The organism is Streptomyces sp. NPDC048001 (genome assembly GCF_043203115.1).
Taxonomy (GTDB): domain Bacteria; phylum Actinomycetota; class Actinomycetes; order Streptomycetales; family Streptomycetaceae; genus Streptomyces; species Streptomyces sanyensis.
The window spans coordinates 99,838-116,666 of the sequence record NZ_JBIDBN010000007.1 but is presented as its reverse complement, the minus strand read 5'-3'; the positions used below and the strand labels follow the sequence as shown (position 1 = coordinate 116,666).

Below are 16,829 nucleotides of genomic sequence, written 5' to 3'. Positions count from 1 at the left end.
GCGACGCCCGTGGTGTGGCCGAGCGCCTTCCCCGAGTGACTTCCCCGGGCGCCTTCCCCGGGCGGATCCCCCCAGGCTCGGGAAGCGGCCGGGGAACTGACTGCCCGTCACCCGGGGGACGGCAGCCGCGCCGGCTGCTCGTCGGCCTCTTCTTCGCCGAGACGGTCGACGAGCAGCATCGCCGCGTCGTCCGCCAGGCGGTCGGCGGTGTGGCGGATCAGTCCGCGGTGGAGTTCTTCCAGGAACTCGTGGGGGGTGCAGGGGTCCACGGCCTCCATGGCCTCGGGCAGGGCGAAGAAGTCGTGGTCGTCGGGGTCGCGGGCTTCGATCACACCGTCGGTGTACAGCAGCAGACGGTCGCCGGGTGCGAAGGGGTGGCTCTCCGCCCTCACGGGAGGACCGGTGAAGAGGTCGTCCAGGCCGAGGGGCGGCAGCGGTGAGGCGGGCATCAGGGCCCGGACCTTCCCCCGGCGCAGCACCAGCGGCGGCGGGTGGCCGCAGTTGACGACCTGGACCTCGGGTGTGTCGGACACCTGGGCGATGAGCACGGTGACGAAACCCTCCAGCAGCACCTCCTGGCTTACCGCGCCGGGCACGGCACGCTCCTGGCGCAGCGCGGCCTCGCAGTGGTTCATCACCTCCGCGAGTTCCTCCTCGTAGTGCGCGGTCACCCGGAACGCGCTCAGCACGGCTGCGGCCGCACGCACGGCGGGCAGCCCCTTGCCCCGGACGTCGCCCACGATCAGCCGGACCCCGTACCTCGTCTGCACGGCCTCGTAGAGGTCGCCGCCGATCTGCGCCCCCGTCTCGGCGGCCAGGTACATGCTGGCCGCCCGCACCGGTCCCAGCCGTGCGGGCACCGGATGCAGGATGGCCTCCTGGGCTGCCATGGCGATCCGGCGGACCTGGTCGAGTTCGTCCTCCCTGCGTGTGCGGATGGCGTTGCTCATCGTGACACTGGCCAGCGACACCAGGAGCAGACTCGCGATGTTGCTGTAGTACGCGTGGTCGTAGGCCGGGGAGACCAGGTCGGTGAACAGGGCGAGAGCCGTCACCGAGAGGATGCCCTTCGGCCCCATCGTCAACGCGGCCACCGCCGGCATCGCGGTGAGGAAGGTGCCGGTGACCAGGAAGTTGGCCGGTGAGAACTCGATGACCAGCGCGATCAGCACCACCGCGAACGGCACCCACCGCGCGAACCGGACGAGGGACCGGCTGCGGCTGTCCACGCCTGGCGGAGGGGCTGTGCTGCGAAAGCGCGCTCGCATGGATACAGCCTGCCTCTCCGGAATCGAGTGTTCCACCCTTCGCTCCGGCGATCTCCTGTCCGGGCGTCCGTGCCCGCGGGAGGCCCGGCGTGACCCGCCCCGCGACGCGGGCCTCGGCCTCGGTCCGGCCGTCCCCTGGCCTCCTGCGGACCGCTCCCCACGGCACCGGCGGGCCGCCGGGACGTCCACCACCCCCGCACCAGGCCCGGGTCTGCCGCCCGGCGATCGGGGTGCCACGGCCGAGCGGCCCGTCGAGGGCGTCCTCGCGGCCTTCGACGAGCGCGCCGCGACGGTCCCGTGGGGCGAAGGGTGGCGACGGGCCGCAGGCAGCGTCCGCGGGGGGGGGAGACGCCGCTGCGCGGTGGTGCCCGACGCCCGCGGTGCCGCGCGAGCCGTGGCGGGTTCCCACGGCTGTGCCATTCTGAGAGGTGTGAGCGCCTTTCACACCCTTGCCTGCCAGGACTCGCAGCAGGGGGTGACGGTGGGATGACGAGATGCCCAATGACGACGGTGCCGGGGCCGGCGTTCCCGGGCCCCGGTCGGGACTGAGGGTCGGGCCGCGCGACGCCGGGGCCGGCTGGCAGCATGCGGCGGAGCAGGCCGCCCCCGCGCAGGTTCGGACCTTCGCGGGGGCGGCGCTGGCGGCTGTCTACACGGTGGGCGAAGGGGACGAGCTCCGGCTGGCCGGGTCCGCCGGCGGCCCCGTCGCCCGGTACGGACTGCCGGCGGGCTACGCCCTGACGGGGCGGTCCGCCGTCGTCGAGGCCTACCAGCGGGGCTGGCCCTTGTGGCTGGGCTCCGCGGAGGTCGCCGCCTACGGCGACAGCGGTCCCGGGACCCTGCCGCCCGGCATGTCGCTGGGTGTGCTGCCCCTGGGTGCGGACGGCAGGCGCCTGGGCTGCCTGGTCGTCGTGGACGACGCCGCCGACGGCTTCGGGGACGACCGCCGGGGCTTTCTGGAGCTGTACGCCGACCAGGTCGCCGCGCGCCTCCAGGCGGGCGGCGGGCCGGGCGGACAAGGCGACGGCCACCCGGAGGACCGGCCGGGCCGACCACCGGAGGAGCCCCGGAGCCGCGGTCCCGCGACGTCGCCGGGAGCGCAGGCGGCCCTGGACCACCTCGACGTCGGCTCGTTCACCCTGGCCCTGAGCACCGGCCGGATCGGCGCCGACGAACGGTTGCTCACCCTGGTCGGCATCGCTCCGGACGCGTTCGACGGCCAGGTGGCGACCCTGCTCGCGCACACCGTCCCGGACGACGTGCCCGCCCTGATGTCCGTCGTCGAGCCCGGTCAGATGGCCTCCGGCAGCCGCGAGCTGGAGTTCCGCGTCCGGCGGCCGACCGGTGAGCAGCGCTGGCTGCGGCTGCGCTGCCGGGTGCTCGCCGACGCCGCCGGCAGGCCGGAGCGCGTGCTCGGGGTGGTCGCCGACGCCGCGCATCTGCGCCCCCGGGCCGACGAGGTCTCGCGGGTCCAGTGGCTGTCCGCCGTGCTCGCCGACGCGATGACCGTCCGCGACGTCAGCCGGGCGGTGGTGGCCGCGTTGCGCGAGCCGCTGGGCGCCGACCGGATGGCGCTCGCGGAGATCGAGGGCGATCGGATGGTGGTCACCGTGCTCGACCCGCCGGACCCCAGGGCCTGGCCGGAGTCCTGGCGGTCCGAGTGGCGCGGCGAGTGGCCGGACGCCCCGACCCGCGTCCTGCCCACGCTGGAGACCGTGCTGCGTGAGGGGCGTACGAGCCTGTGGGCCGCGGGAACCGACCTGGAGCCCGGGCTCGCGGGCGTCGGGCCCGGCGGTCTCGCCGTCCTTCCGCTGCCCGCCCAGGGCCGGGTGGTGGGCGTGTGCCTGGTCGGCTGGGACCGGGAGCACGCCTTCAGCCCCGAGGAGCGGTCGCTGCTGACCGCGACGGCGGGTCTGGTGGGCCAGGCCCTGATGCGCGCGCACGCCTACGACGCCAAGCACGAGCTCGCCACCATGCTGCAGCGCAGCCTGCTGCCCCGCAGCCTCCCGACGCTCCCCGGCGGGGTGGCCGTGGCCCGCTACCTGCCCGCGATGACCGGGCTGGAAGTGGGCGGGGACTGGTACGACGTCATCCCGCTGACCGACGGCCGGGCGGCCCTGGTCATCGGGGACGTGCAGGGGCACAGCGCCGGAGCCGCGACGATCATGGGCCAGATGCGCACGGCGATCCGTGCCTACGCGGTGGAGGGCCATCCGCCCGATGTGGTCCTCTCCCACGCCAACCGGCTGCTCGTCGGCATGGAGACCGACCTGTTCGCCACCTGCTGCTATGTCGAGCTGGACATGGAGGAGGGCGTGGCCTGGATCGTGCGGGCCGGGCATCTGCAGCCGCTGCTGCGTCATCCGGACGGCACCACCGAGGAGGTGGCCGCCGAGGGCGGGCCGCCGCTGGGAGTGCTCGGCGAGGCCGACTTCCCCCTGACCTCGGTCGAACTCGCCCCGGGCGCCGTCGTGGCCATGATGACCGACGGCCTGGTCGAGTCCGCGAGCCTCCATCTGGAGGAGGGCACCCGCCGCGTGCGCGACGTGCTCGCCGCCACCGACCCGTCCGACGCCGGCCGGGTGGCCGACGCGCTGCTCGGTGGTCCCGGCCGACGCGACGACGACGTGGCGCTGCTCATCCTGCGCTACGACGGGATGAAGGTCCGGCCGATCCGGGTCGGCTGGACGGCGTGGCGGCTGCCGGACGCGGTCATGCACGCGCGCCGCTTCACCGCGCGCACCCTGCGCGCGTGGGACGTGACGCAGGATGCCGACGTCGTCCTGCTGATCGTCTCGGAGCTGGTCACCAACGCCCTGGTGCACACCCACGGCGCGGTGCGCCTGGACCTCACCCGCGCCGGGGACCGGCTGCGTATCGCGGTGTCCGACTCGTCGCCGCGGGCGCCGGCCAAGCCGGTGATCGTGGACTGGGAGGCCACCGGGGGCCGCGGCATCCTCCTCGTCGAGGCGATGTCGGCGGCCTGGGGGTCGGTGCCGGTCAGCGGAGGCAAGCAGGTGTGGAGCGAGATCGTCGTACCCCAGGGCGAGCCCGGCGCCGGGGAGCCGGAGCGGCGGCCGGGCAGCCGGACGGAGTGAGGAGGTGGTTCGCGTGCGCAACCCCGAGCTGCGGGGCCGTCCGGGCAGGGCGGCCGCCCTTCTGGCCGTGCTGACACTCCTCGCGGGCCTGGCCGCCTGCGGGGAGGCGGCGGATTCGGGCTCCGCTCCCGAACAGACCGGCGGTGCGGGGGGACCTGTGAAGATCGGTCTGCTGCTGCCCGACTCCTACACGGCCCGCTGGGAGAACTTCGACCGGCCGCTCATCGAGGACCGGGTGCGGGAGCTCTGCCCCGACTGCACCATCGAGTACGCCAACGCCCAGGGCAACGTGGCCACCCAGCAGGGGCAGATCGAGACCATGATCACCCAGGGGGTGGACGTGCTGATCCTCGATCCCGTCGACTCGGCGGCGCTGCAGAGCTCGGTCCGGAACGCGGCCGACGCGAACGTGCCGGTGGTCTCCTACGACCGGCTCGCGGAGGGCCCGATCGCGGCGTACGTCTCGTTCGACGGCGCGGAGGTCGGCAGGCTCCAGGGCGAGGCGCTGCTGAAGGCCATGGGCGACAAGGACGACCGGCCGCAGATCGTCATGATGAACGGGGACCCGGCCGACCCCAACTCCGCCTGGTTCGAGGAGGGTGCGCTGTCCGTCCTGGCGGGTGAGGTGAGGATCGGCAAGTCGTACGACACCGTCGGCTGGCGGTCGGAGAACGCCCACAGGAACATGACCGGTGCCATCGCCGCCCTCGGGCCGGACAGCATCGACGGCGTGTACTCGGCCAACGACGCGCTCGCGTTCGGCATCATCACGGCCCTCAGGGCCAACCACATCAGCCCGCTGCCCCCCGTCACCGGTCAGGACGCCGAGCTCGCCGCCGTGCAGCGGATCGTCGAGGGCGAGCAGACCATGACCGTGTACAAGCCCTTCGCCCCGCAGGCCCGTGCCGCCGCCGCGATCGCCGTCGCGCTGAGCCGCGGCGAGCCCGTCGAGGCCGTCGCCGGGGACGAGATCGACAACACGACCGACGAGGGGATCCCGGCCGTCCTGCTCACCCCCGTGTCCGTGAACGTCGGCAACATCATGGACACCCTCGTCAGGGACGGCATGTACACGATCGATCAGATCTGCACCCCGAAGTACGCCCCGGCTTGCGAGAGGGCCGGACTCACGTCGTAATCGGACGGGAAGGAGGTGCGTACCCGTGGCGGTTCCTCCCCTCCTGGCCCTGCGCGGCGTCTCCAAGCACTTCGGCGCCGTCCAGGCCCTGACGGACGTCGATCTGACGATCCGCGCCGGTGAGGTGGTCGCCCTGATGGGCGACAACGGCGCCGGGAAGTCGACCCTCGTCAAGGTGATCGCGGGAGTGAGCCTGGCGGACCGGGGCGTCATCGAGTGGCAGGGCGAGCCCGTGCACGTCAGGCGCCCGCGCGACGCCACCCACCTGGGCATCGCCACCGTCTACCAGGACCTCGCGCTGTGCGACAACCTCGACGTCGTCGGCAACCTCTTCCTCGGCCGCGAGATCCGGCGGATCGGCGTCCTCGACGAGGTGGAGATGGAGCGCCGCACCCGTGACCTGCTGAGCACCCTGGCCATCCGCATCCCCAACGTACGCCTCCCCGTGGCCGCCCTCTCCGGGGGCCAGCGGCAGACGGTCGCCATCGCCCGTTCGCTTCTCGGCGATCCCAAGGTGGTGCTCCTGGACGAGCCCACCGCCTCCCTCGGCGTCCAGCAGACCGCCCAGGTCCTCGACCTGGTGGAGCGGATGCGCGACCACGGCCTGGGCGTCCTGCTCATCAGCCACAACATGGGCGACGTCAAGGCCGTGGCCGACCTCGCCGCGGTACTCCGCCTGGGGCGCAACAACGGCCTCTTCGACGTGAACACCACGTCCCACGAGCAGATCATCGCCTCCATCACGGGGGCCACGGGGGACGCCGTGACCCGCCGCGCCTCGCCCCCGGGGGAGGCCGGGCGGTGAGCGGGCGCCGCATCGACCTCAAGGGCCACGCCGAGACCGTCCGGCACCGGATGAGCAGCGGCGAGTTCGGCTCGTTCCCGGTCGTCATGGGGCTCCTCCTGATCTGGGTGATCTTCCAGAGCCTCAACAGCAACTTCCTCTCGCCGCGCAACCTCTCCAACCTGAGCGTCGACATCGTCGGCACCGGGCTGATCGCGGTCGGCATCGTCTTCGTGCTGCTGGTCGGCGAGATCGACCTGTCGGTCGGCTCCGTCAGCGGCTTCGGAGCGGTCATGTTCGCCGTGCTCAACGTGCAGAACGGCATGGCGGAGTGGCTCGCCGTGATCGTGGCGATCCTCTGCGGCACGGCGATCGGGCTGGTGCAGGGGTTCTTCTTCGCCAGGGTCGGCGTGCCCGCGTTCGTGGTGACCCTGGCGGGGCTGCTCGGCTGGAGCGGCCTGATGCTGTACCTGCTGGGGACCAGCGGCACGGTCAACCTCGACGACGAGGGCCTGGTCGCCACGTTGACCAGCCACTACTTCGGCAACGTCGCCGTGGCGTACGGCGTGGCGGCGCTCGGCACGGCCGTGTACTTCCTCGCCTCGTACCGGGACAGGCGGCACCGCAGGGCCACCGGGATGCCGTGCCGTTCCCTCGCCGAGATCGCGCTGCGCACGGGCGCGGTGGGGGTGATCGTCTTCGCGGCCGCCTATGTGCTCAACCAGTTCCGGGGCCTGCCGCTCGCCCTCCTGATCTTCCTCGTCGTCGTCGCGGGGCTGGACCTCCTGCTGCGCCGCACACCGTACGGACGGCGGGTCTACGCCGTCGGCGGCGGTGCCGAGGCGGCGCGGCGGGTCGGCGTCAACATCGTGCGGGTGCGGATCTCGGTGTTCGCGGTCTCCGCGTCCATGGCGGTGGTCGGCGGACTGTTCCTGGCCTCGCGCATCACCTCGGCCAGCCAGACCTCGGGCACCGGCCTGCTGCTGCTCAACGCCATCGCCGCGGCCGTCATCGGCGGCGTCAGCCTGTTCGGCGGGCACGGCACGACCTGGTCCGCCTTCCTCGGCATCCTGGTCATCCAGTCGATCGCCTCCGGCATGGCCCTGCTGGGCATCCAGGCGGCCGTGCAGTTCATGATCACGGGAGGGGTGCTGCTGGCCGCCGTGGTCGTCGACTCCCTGGTGCGGCAGGCCCAGAAGGCGCACGGCAGAGCCTGAGCGGGTACGCCTGGGCGGGTACGCCCGGCCGCCCGCCGTCCCGACGTCAGGGCCACGGCGCCGTCCTCCGGCGCGGCGACCGCGCCGGAGGCCGGCCGGAGCGGCGGACGCACTCACGACGTGCCTGCCAGGGCGGGTGGGGCCGTCGGCCAGGCGGACCGGCCGGGGCCCGCTCCCCACCGGCGTTCGAGGGGACCGCGCCCGCCCGGGCGGGGGCGGTCCCCCTGCCACAGGCTCGGGGGCGGCTCATGGCGCGTCCGGGTGAGCCGAGGGGCGGGCGCGGTGCCAGGCGCCGTCGGCGAGCAGGCGCAGGCCGTTGAGGCCGACGAGGACGGTGGAGCCCTCGTGTCCGGCGACGCCGAGCGGCAGGGGCAGGGTGCCGACGAGGTCCCAGGCCACCAGGACGGCGATGAAGGTGCCCGCGATGACGAGGTTCTGGACGACGAGCGTGCGGGCGCGGCGGGAGAGGTTCACCACGGTGGGGATGGTGGCGAGCTCGTCGCGGACGACGACGGCGTCGGCGGTCTCCAGGGCGAGGTCGGATCCGGCTCGGCCCATGGCGATGCCGGTGTGGGCGGCGGCCAGTGCCGGGGCGTCGTTGACGCCGTCGCCGACGGCCAGGACCTTGGCGCCGCGGTCCTGGAGTCCGCGGACGGCGGCGACCTTGTCCTGGGGCAGCAGTCCGGCGCGTACGTCGGTGATGCCGACCTCGGCGGCGAGGCGGGCGGCGGCGCGCGGGTTGTCGCCGGTGACCAGGACCGGGGTGCGGCCGGTCAGTTCGGCCAGGGCGCGGGTGGCGGTGGCGGCCTCGGGGCGGAGGCGGTCGGCGATCCCGAGCACACCGGCCGGGCGGCCGTCGAGGGTGACGACGACGGCGGTGCGGCCCTCCTCCTCCAGTGCGGCGGCCAGGACGGCGGCCGGGTGGGCGGGGTCGTCGAGGAGGCGGGCAGGGCTGCCGACCGCGACGGCACGGCCGTCGACCGTGGCGGTGACACCGGTGCCGGGGGTGGATGAGAAGCCGACCGCCGGCACCGGGTCCAGCCCACGGGCCCGGGCCGCCTCCACCACTGCGCGAGCGAGGGGGTGCTCGCTGGGGTGCTCGGCCGACGCCGCGAGGCGCAGGAGCACGTCCTCGTCCAGGCCGGACCCGTCGAGCGGGCGCAGGTCGGTCAGGCGCGGGGTGCCCTCGGTGAGGGTGCCGGTCTTGTCGAGCGCGACCGTGTCGATCTGGCCGAGGCGTTCCATGACGACGGCGGACTTCACCAGGACGCCGTGGCGGCCCGCGTTGGCCATCGCCGAGAGCAGCGGCGGCATGGTGGCGAGAACGACGGCGCACGGAGAGGCGACGATCATGAAGGTCATCGCGCGCAGCAGCGTGGACTGCAGATCCGAGCCCATGAGCAGCGGGATCGTGAAGATCAGCAGGGTGGCGGCGACCATGCCGAGGCTGTAGCGCTGCTCGACCTTCTCGATGAACAGCTGCGTCGGCGCCTTGGTCTCGGCGGCCTCCTCGACCATGGCGACGATCCGGGCGATCACCGACTCGGACGGGTCGCGCCCGACCTTCACCCGCAGCGCCCCGGAGCCGTTCAGGGTGCCGGCGAACACCTCGTCGCCGGGCTGCTTGGCCGCGGGCAGCGGCTCACCGGTGATGGTGGCCTGGTCGACGTCGCTCGCGCCGTCGAGTACGCGGCCGTCGGCACCGATCCGCTCCCCGGGCCGCACGAGGACGACATCGCCCACGGCGAGGGAGTCCGCCGGTACGGACTCCTCGGTGCCGTCGTCCGCGATCCGCGTCGCGGTCTCCGGGGCCAGGTCGAGCAGGCCGCGCACGGAGTCGGCGGTACGGGCGGTGGCGATGGCCTCAAGAGCGCCGGAGGTGGCGAAGATGACGACGAGCAGCGCGCCGTCGAGGACCTGGCCGATCGCGGCGGCGCCGAGGGCCGCGACCACCATCAGCAGGTCCACGTCCAGCGACTTCTCCCTGAGAGCCTTCAGTCCCTCCCGGCCCGGCTCCCAGCCGCCGGCGACGTATGTGGCCGCGAACAGCGGGCCCCACAGCCATGCCGGTGCGTCCAGCAGGTACAGCGGGAGAGCGGCCAGGAACAGCACGAGCGCCGCGAGAGCCCACCGGGCCTCCGGCAGGGCCAGGATGCGGGTGCGCCGACGGGGGACGGCGGACGGCGTGCCGGCAACGGCCGGCGAGGGCCGTTCCAGGACAGGAGACATGACAGCGCAACCCTTCACGGGCGGACGGACGACACGGCCACGTTACCTGAATACCTGAACAGTTCTTCATGCATTGCGTCCGTATCATGGCCCCATGGGCCACGGAACGAACGCCGACAGCAGTACGCGCGAACGGCTCGACACGGTGGGCGCAGCGGAAGTCGCCGCGACCCTCCAGGCCCTGGCCACGCCGTCGCGGCTGTACATCCTGGCCCGGCTCCGACAGGGGCCCGCCTCGGTCGGCGATCTCGCAGCCGCCGTCGACATGGAGGCCTCGGCCTGCTCCCACCAGCTCCGCCTGCTGCGCAACCTCGGCCTGGTCACCGGCGAGCGGCAGGGGCGGTCGATCGTCTACGCGCTGTACGACAACCACGTCGCCGAACTCCTCGACCAGGCGCTCCACCACGTCGAGCATCTGCGCCGCGGCATCCGCGACCTGCCGGCCGATCTCGGCGCGGCACCGGGAGACGACCGGTGACCTGAGCCCGAGCCCGTCCGCACGGGGCTCCGGCCGGACCTCGACACCATGCGGCGCGGGCCGCAGCGCGGCACGACCCAGCGGCCGGCCCGGTGCCCGCCACGGCGCCGCGGGCACCGAGTCCGGGCCCTCGTGAATCCCACACATCTAATCCGCTTAGAATATTCAAAGCCTTCGTGCAGCCGGCCGCCCAGACAGGGCGGCGGCGAAGGCCCCGCCGCACCGACGGGACGACCAGCCTGTCGGCGGCCGAGGAAGAAGGAGCTCCGCAGTGGCCTCCCACCGCCGCCCGAAGCAGCCCGGACCGCGCTACACCGGCGTCCTCACCGCCACCGCCGCGGCGGCTGTGGCCCTGTCCCCCCAGGCGGCCTCGGCCGACCCCTTGCCCGACCCGAACAAGAAGGGCGTCAAGGCGCAGGTCGACCGCCTGTACGAACAGGCGACCCAGGCCACGGAGAAGTACAACGGGGCCAGGGAGAAGGCCGACGCACTGAGGAAGCACGTGGCGACGCTGCAGGACGCGGCCGCCCGCAAGCAGGGCGAGCTGAACGAGCTCCGCGACCGGATCGGCGCCGCGGCCGCCGGCCAGTACCGCTCGGGCGGGCTCGACCCGGCACTCCAGCTCCTGCTCTCCGGGGACCCCGACACCTACCTGGAGACCGCATCCGCCCTGGACCGCGCGGGCGAGCGGCAGACCGCCGCCCTGCAGCACTTCCTCTCCCAGCAGCGCGGGCTCCGGCAGCAGCGCAGGGAGGCGTCGGGGCAACTGCGCGAACTCGACTCCCTGCAGAAGGAGCTGGGCAGGCGGAAGAGCGAGATCCAGGGCACACTGCGCGAGGCGCAGCGCCTCCTCAACACCCTGTCCGCGAAGGAGCGGGCCCGGATCGCCGAAGAGGAGGACCGCGCCAACCGCGCGAGCGAGCGGGTGGACCTGGGGAACGAGGCGAGCACCTCCGAGCGGGCCGCCGCCGCGTTCGCCGCCGCCAAGAGCCGGGTCGGCATGCCCTACGTCTGGGGCGCGAGCGGCCCGTCCTCGTTCGACTGCTCCGGCCTGACCTCCTGGGCGTACCGACAGGCCGGCGTGACGATACCGCGCACCTCCCAGGGGCAGGCCGGCGCCGGCACGCGCATCGGCTCCCTCGACGCACTGAAGCCCGGCGACCTCGTCATCATGCGCAGCGACCTGAGCCATGTCGGCTTCTACGCGGGCAACGGGCAGATCCTCCACGCACCCAAGCCCGGCGCGCAGGTCCGCTACGAGTCGATCGCCCGCAGCGGCATGCCCTTCATGTGGGGCGTGCGCATCGGCTGACGCCACGCGACGGAGGGGGAGGGCCGCTCGGGTACGGCGCCCTCTTCCCCGACGCCGCGCCGGAGACGACGCGACCACCCCCGGCCCCCGTCCCCCTGCGTCCGCAACGGCCGCCCGACCGGCACCCCGAGGCCGAATCCGCCCGACCGGCACCCCGAAGGCCGAAAGCGGAGCCGCGGAACTGCCGACGGCCGCCACCAGCGCCGCTGTGACGCCGGCCGACCCGCGGACCGGACAGCGGGTCCGGGGCCGCCCCCGGCCCTTGCCGCGCGGGGCGCGGTTGAGAGGTTATTTATTTTTTAGCTTCTTAGTAAACACTATGACCGACCCTTCCAAACCAGACAATCGACCGAGTGTCTCCACGACTTATTCGCGCCATGTTGCGGAGATAACTCGAATCCACTCCAAAAGGCGGCTAACATAACGGCGTGATTACAGTCCAGCCGCGCCCGCGTGCGTCGCAGTCCCGCGTTTCGGCGGGGCTACGGCGTCTACTCGGCCTGGCCGGGCTACTGTTCGCCCTTCTGGCCGGTCACGGGGCAGACCCGCACGGACCATCAGTTTCCGCGCCTGCCGCCATGTCCTTCACGGCCCACACCCTGAGCGGAATCGACGGCGAGCACGATCCGGAAATCCCGGCACACGAATGCTCCCCACGGACCCCGGAAGGGGCACCGGCGCCCGGTGCACCGGGTGCCTCCCCGCAGTCCCACGCGCCGTGGGGCGCCGGACTCCGCCACGCGACCGGCACCGAAACGACCGCGGCCACCGCCTCGGGTTCGACCTTCTCCAGAACCTCGGCAGCCCTTCGGGTGTAGGACGCCCCACCCCGGACCGGCCGCCGAGGCGCACCCGCGCCCGTGCGCGGCGGAAAGGGGCCCGCACGTCCCCACGCCCGCGAGCCATCGCGGTCGCCCGTCCCTCTTGCTCCTCTACGGAGCCGAGGAGTCGTGCCACCCGGAGGAACCATGCCCCGCCGTCCTCGTATCCCTCTGCTCGCCGCCGTCGCCCACGCCCTTCTGCTCGCGGCGGTACTGTGCTTCACCCCCCTCGGCGAGGCCGCGCGCGGCCACGCCGACGCACAGACCGCCGCCGCGGCCTCCTTCGGGATCGGCCACTCCGAAGGCCGGTCCCCTCGGCACCAGCACCCTCACCACGGTCACACCGGCTCCTGCACCACCCCGGGCCTCACCGCCGACACCCACCTGGCGACGAGGCAGGCGCCCGACGCCACCGGGCTCGTCGCGTCCTACGAGGACGGCCCGGCCACCCCCGTGCCCCGGGCCCTGAGTCCGCCCAACGGCCGGGCACCCGCGGCGGAATCCGGCCGCTCGACGCAGATCCGCGTCTGCCGGTGGCGCGTGTAGACCCGTTCGGCTCCCCTGCGGCGCACGGCGCGGCCGCCTCCCGAACGAGTACCCGACACGCCCTACCGAAACGAGAGCGGACCATGCACTCCCCGACCACCGATGTCACACCCCCCACCCGATCCGCCCTGCCCGGGCTGGTGGGCAACACCCCCCTCCTCCACGTCTCGGAGCCGCTCGCCCCGGCCGGCCGCGGGTTCTGGGCGAAACTGGAGGGCTTCAACCCCGGCGGCATCAAGGACCGCCCGGGCCTCCACATGGTCGAACGGGCCCGCGCCCGCGGCGACCTGCGCCCCGGCGCACGGATCATCGAGTCCACCAGCGGCACGCTCGGCCTCGGCCTCGCCCTCGCCGGCATGGTCTACGGGCACCCCGTCACCCTGGTCACCGACCCGGGACTGGAGGGGTCCATGACGCGGCTGCTGTCCGCGTACGGAGTCCGGGTCAACGTGGTCTCCGAGCCGCACCCCACCGGGGGCTGGCAGCAGGCCCGCCGGGACCGGGTCGCCCAGCTCCTGGAACAGCACCCCGGCTCCTGGTGCCCGGACCAGTACAACAACCCCGACAACACCACCGCGTACACCCCGCTCGCCCTCGAACTGGCCGCCGACATGGGCCACATCGACGTGCTGGTGTGCAGCGTGGGAACCGGTGGGCACTCGGCGGGCGTCTCCCGCGTCCTGAGGCAGCTCTATCCGGACCTGACCCTGGTCGGCGTCGACACCGTCGGCTCGACGATCTTCGGCCAGCCGGCACGGCCGCGGCTGATGCGCGGACTCGGATCCAGCATCTACCCGCGCAACGTCGCCTACGACCGGTTCGACGAGGTGCACTGGGTCGCGCCGAGCGAGGCGGTGTGGACCTGCCGGCAGCTCGCCACCTCGCACTACGCCACGGGCGGGTGGAGCGTCGGCGCCGTCGCCCTCGTCTCCGGCTGGCTCGCCCGCTCGCTCCCCAGGGAGACCCGGATCGCGACGATCTTCCCCGACGGACCGCAGCGCTACCTCGGCACCGTGTACGACGACGACTACTGCGCCGCGCACGGCCTCCTCGACGACCCGCCCGCGCCCGAACCGGAGGTCATCGGCCGCCTGGACGAGAAGGAGGCGCTCCGCTGGACCCGTTGCACCAGCGTCGTCGACCCCCTCACCCTGAGCCGGGAGGACCGGTCCGACGCCGCCGAGCCGGCGGAGGCGGCGGAGGAGCGGGCCTGATGAAGGGTACTTTCTCCGAGTTCCGCTCCTACGATCGCAGTGTACGGCTGCTGATGGTGAACCAGTTCACCATCAACCTCGGCTTCTACATGCTCATGCCCTACCTCGCCACCCATCTGGCGGGCCCCCTCGGGCTTGCCGGCTGGCTGGTCGGGCTCATCCTCGGGGTACGCAACTTCAGCCAGCAGGGCATGTTCCTCGTCGGTGGCACGCTCGCGGACCGGCTCGGCTACAAGCCCCTGATCATCGCCGGTCTCGTCCTGCGCACGGTCGGGTTCGCCACCCTGGGACTGGTGGACTCCGTACCCGCGCTGATCGCCGCCTCCGCGGCCACGGGCCTCGCCGGCGCCCTGTTCAACCCGGCCACCCGCGCCTACCTCGCCACCGACGCCGGCGAGCGCCGGGTGGAGGCGTTCGCGCTGTTCAACGTCTTCTACCAGGCGGGCATCCTGCTCGGGCCGCTGGTGGGCATGGTGCTGACGGGGGTCGACTTCCGCGTCACGTGCCTGGTCGCGGCCGGCACGTTCGCCGTCCTGAGCGCGGTGCAGATCCGCGCCCTCCCGCCCCGCCGGGCCGAGGAGACGAAGGGGAGGGAGGGACGGAGCGTGCTTGCCGAGTGGCGCGGCATCCTCGCCAACCGCCCGTTCCTGCTCTTCTCCGTGGCCATGATCGGCTCGTACGTCATGTCCTTCCAGGTCTACCTGGCGCTCCCCCTGGAAGTGCGGCGACTCGGCGGCGAGGACGCGTCCGGCACGGCAGGCGTCGCCGTCCTGTTCGCCGTGTCCGGGCTGAGCACGATCCTGTTCCAGACGCGGGTGACCGCGTGGTGCAAGGCCCGTATGGAGCCGGGGCGCGCCCTCACCTGGGGTCTGCTCACGATGGGGACGGCCTTCGTGCCCCTGCTCCTCGCGGCAGCGGTTCCCGTACCCGACGAGGGCATCGGCCTGTGGCTGCGTGCCTGCGCACCGCCGGCGCTCTCCGCGCTCCTCCTCGCGATCGGCACCATGATCGCCTACCCGTTCGAGATGGACACCATCGTCCGGCTCTCCGGCGACCGGCTCGTGGCCACGCACTACGGCCTCTACAACACCGTCTGCGGAGTCGGCATCACCCTCGGCAACCTGCTGACCGGCGCGGCTCTCGACGCCGCCCGCAGAGCGGGGCTGTCCGCGCTGCCCTGGCTGGCGCTGACCGCGCTCGGCCTGGTGTGCACCGCTGCCCTCTACGGGCTGCACCGGACCGGACGGCTCGCCGCACCGCACACCGGAGCCCGGCCGAAGCCCGTGACCGTCTGACCTGACACCCGCGGCAGGGGCGGGCGCCCGGAGGCGCCCGCCCCCGTACCGCCGTGCCCACTTTCAGGAGTGAACTTGACGACCGTCCCCTCGCGGAAGGCCCGTGCCTGCGTGCGGCTCCTTCCGTTCCGCGCCGTCCGCTACGACCCGGCGCAGGCTGGCCAGTTGTCCGCCGTGCTCAGTCCTCCGCACGACGACATGAGTCCCGCGTACGCCCGCGCGCAGCGAGCCCGGCCCCACCACATAGCCCGCCTGCTCTACTCCCCCGCCCCCCGGGACGCCGCCGGACAGCTGGCCCGCTGGCTGGAGCGCGGAGTCCTGCGCCGGGACCCCGAGCCCTCGCTGTACGTCTACGAGCAGCGGCTCGGCCCGCGCCTCCTGCAGCGCGGCATCATCGGCGAACTCGCCGTCACCGGGGCTGATGCCGGTCCCGTCCTCCCCCACGAGGACGTGCAGGAGCACGTCGTACGGCAGCGCGCCGCCCACCTGAACGGCCTGCGGGCCCAACTGGAGCCGCTGCTGCTCACCCACCGCTCCGGCGGGGCCGCCGGTCGCCGTCTCGAGGAGTGGGCCTCCGAACACCCCCGCGTCGCCGCCGCCCGGCTGGATGGCGTCACACACCACCTGTGGCGGTGCACCGACCCCGCCGAACAGGAGTTCCTGACCTCCGGCCTCGGCGCACGCCGGATCCCGCTCCTCGCCGACGGCCACCACCGCCTCGCGGCGTCCCGACGGCTCAGCCGCCGGCGCGGGGGCCTCCCATGGATGCGCAACCTGGCGCTGCTCGTGGACTCGGCCTCCACCCCGCTGCGGCTGAGGCCGATCCACCGGCTCCTGCCGGGTCTGGAGGCGGCGAAGGCCGCGCGAGCGGCGTCCGGTGTCGCACGCGTCCGGTCGCTACCGTCCGGGCCGCGGCCGCCCCGGCCCGGCGAGCTGGTGCTCGCCGGAGACGGAGGTGCCTGGAGTGTGACGGACCCGCAGCCATCGGCGCTGTCCGAAGCGATGGCGGGCCTGCCGGAGCAGTGGCGCGGGGAACCCGCAGCCGTCACCGACCGCCTCCTCATCACGAGCTGCTGGTCCGTTCCCGACCTGCCCGGCGCAGTGGTCCACGTGCACGACGCCGACCGGGCCGTCGCAGCCGTGGCCCGTCAGGGCGCGGGCACCGCCGTGCTCCTGCCGACTCCCACCGAGAACGGGATACGCGACCTCGCCGAGCAGGGCGTTCTGCTGCCCCGCAAGTCCACCTCGTTCGGCCCGAAGCCCGCCGTCGGGCTGGTCATGAGGGTCCTGCCGCGGCACGCACCTGACTAGGGCGGTAGCGGGGCACGGCGGCCGGGGCCGGCCGTGCCCCGCACGCACAGCTCGACGGCGTCCGCGCGACGCCCGGCCACCGTCCCGGGCACGTGTCCTCCCGGACCCGGCGCCACGG

The 16,829-nt window shown here is 73.5% G+C and carries 12 protein-coding genes; 10 read left to right on the top strand and 2 right to left on the bottom strand.

The window, feature by feature from the left end; genetic code table 11:
- Window positions 1-107: 107 nt before the first annotated feature.
- Complete coding sequence (locus ACGF15_RS14525; protein WP_392799000.1) at window positions 108-1,229, bottom strand: PP2C family protein-serine/threonine phosphatase; 1,122 nt, start codon at window positions 1,227-1,229, stop codon at window positions 108-110.
- 533 nt (window positions 1,230-1,762) lie between these two features.
- Here ACGF15_RS14525 and ACGF15_RS14520 point away from each other — a divergent pair.
- Genes ACGF15_RS14520 through ACGF15_RS14505 form a run of 4 tightly spaced genes read left to right on the top strand, consistent with a single transcriptional unit; the run spans window position 1,763 to window position 7,505 of the window.
- Window positions 1,763-4,366 (top strand): SpoIIE family protein phosphatase, encoded by a 2,604-nt coding sequence (locus ACGF15_RS14520; RefSeq protein WP_392798997.1) that lies wholly within the window; start codon window positions 1,763-1,765, stop codon window positions 4,364-4,366.
- Between the two features lie 13 nt (window positions 4,367-4,379).
- The gene (locus ACGF15_RS14515) at window positions 4,380-5,504 is read left to right on the top strand and encodes a substrate-binding domain-containing protein (protein ID WP_345614985.1); all 1,125 of its coding nucleotides are present in this window, start codon (window positions 4,380-4,382) and stop codon (window positions 5,502-5,504) included.
- Window positions 5,505-5,529: 25 nt separating this feature from the next.
- Window positions 5,530-6,309, top strand: a complete 780-nt coding sequence (locus tag ACGF15_RS14510; RefSeq protein ID WP_392798994.1) for an ATP-binding cassette domain-containing protein — start codon at window positions 5,530-5,532, stop codon at window positions 6,307-6,309.
- Entirely contained in the window at window positions 6,306-7,505 is a 1,200-nt protein-coding gene (locus ACGF15_RS14505) for a sugar ABC transporter permease (protein ID WP_392798991.1), read from the top strand. The genes ACGF15_RS14510 and ACGF15_RS14505 overlap by 4 nt, the downstream gene beginning before the upstream one ends.
- A gap of 246 nt (window positions 7,506-7,751) precedes the next feature.
- On the opposite strand, the gene ACGF15_RS14500 is transcribed toward ACGF15_RS14505, so the two are convergent.
- Window positions 7,752-9,734: a heavy metal translocating P-type ATPase gene (locus ACGF15_RS14500; protein ID WP_392798988.1), complete on the bottom strand. Its 1,983-nt coding sequence runs from the start codon at window positions 9,732-9,734 to the stop codon at window positions 7,752-7,754.
- 94 nt (window positions 9,735-9,828) lie between these two features.
- On the opposite strand from ACGF15_RS14500, the gene ACGF15_RS14495 reads away from it, so the two are divergent.
- From ACGF15_RS14495 to ACGF15_RS14470, 6 genes are all read left to right on the top strand, one after another.
- On the top strand, window positions 9,829-10,212 hold the full coding sequence (locus ACGF15_RS14495) for a metalloregulator ArsR/SmtB family transcription factor (RefSeq protein WP_345614988.1): 384 nt from the start codon (window positions 9,829-9,831) through the stop codon (window positions 10,210-10,212).
- A 271-nt stretch (window positions 10,213-10,483) separates the two neighbouring features.
- On the top strand, window positions 10,484-11,524 hold the full coding sequence (locus ACGF15_RS14490) for an NlpC/P60 family protein (protein WP_392798985.1): 1,041 nt from the start codon (window positions 10,484-10,486) through the stop codon (window positions 11,522-11,524).
- Window positions 11,525-12,492: 968 nt separating this feature from the next.
- Complete coding sequence (locus ACGF15_RS14485) at window positions 12,493-12,891, top strand: hypothetical protein (protein WP_362609560.1); 399 nt, start codon at window positions 12,493-12,495, stop codon at window positions 12,889-12,891.
- A gap of 83 nt (window positions 12,892-12,974) precedes the next feature.
- The gene (locus ACGF15_RS14480; protein ID WP_345614991.1) at window positions 12,975-14,105 is read left to right on the top strand and encodes a PLP-dependent cysteine synthase family protein; all 1,131 of its coding nucleotides are present in this window, start codon (window positions 12,975-12,977) and stop codon (window positions 14,103-14,105) included.
- A complete protein-coding gene (locus ACGF15_RS14475; protein WP_362609564.1) occupies window positions 14,105-15,400 on the top strand; it encodes an MFS transporter in 1,296 nt (431 codons plus the stop codon). Before ACGF15_RS14480 ends, ACGF15_RS14475 begins: the two co-directional genes overlap by 1 nt.
- Before the next feature lie 69 nt (window positions 15,401-15,469).
- Entirely contained in the window at window positions 15,470-16,711 is a 1,242-nt protein-coding gene (locus ACGF15_RS14470; RefSeq protein WP_362740545.1) for a DUF1015 domain-containing protein, read from the top strand.
- Window positions 16,712-16,829: the final 118 nt, after the last annotated feature.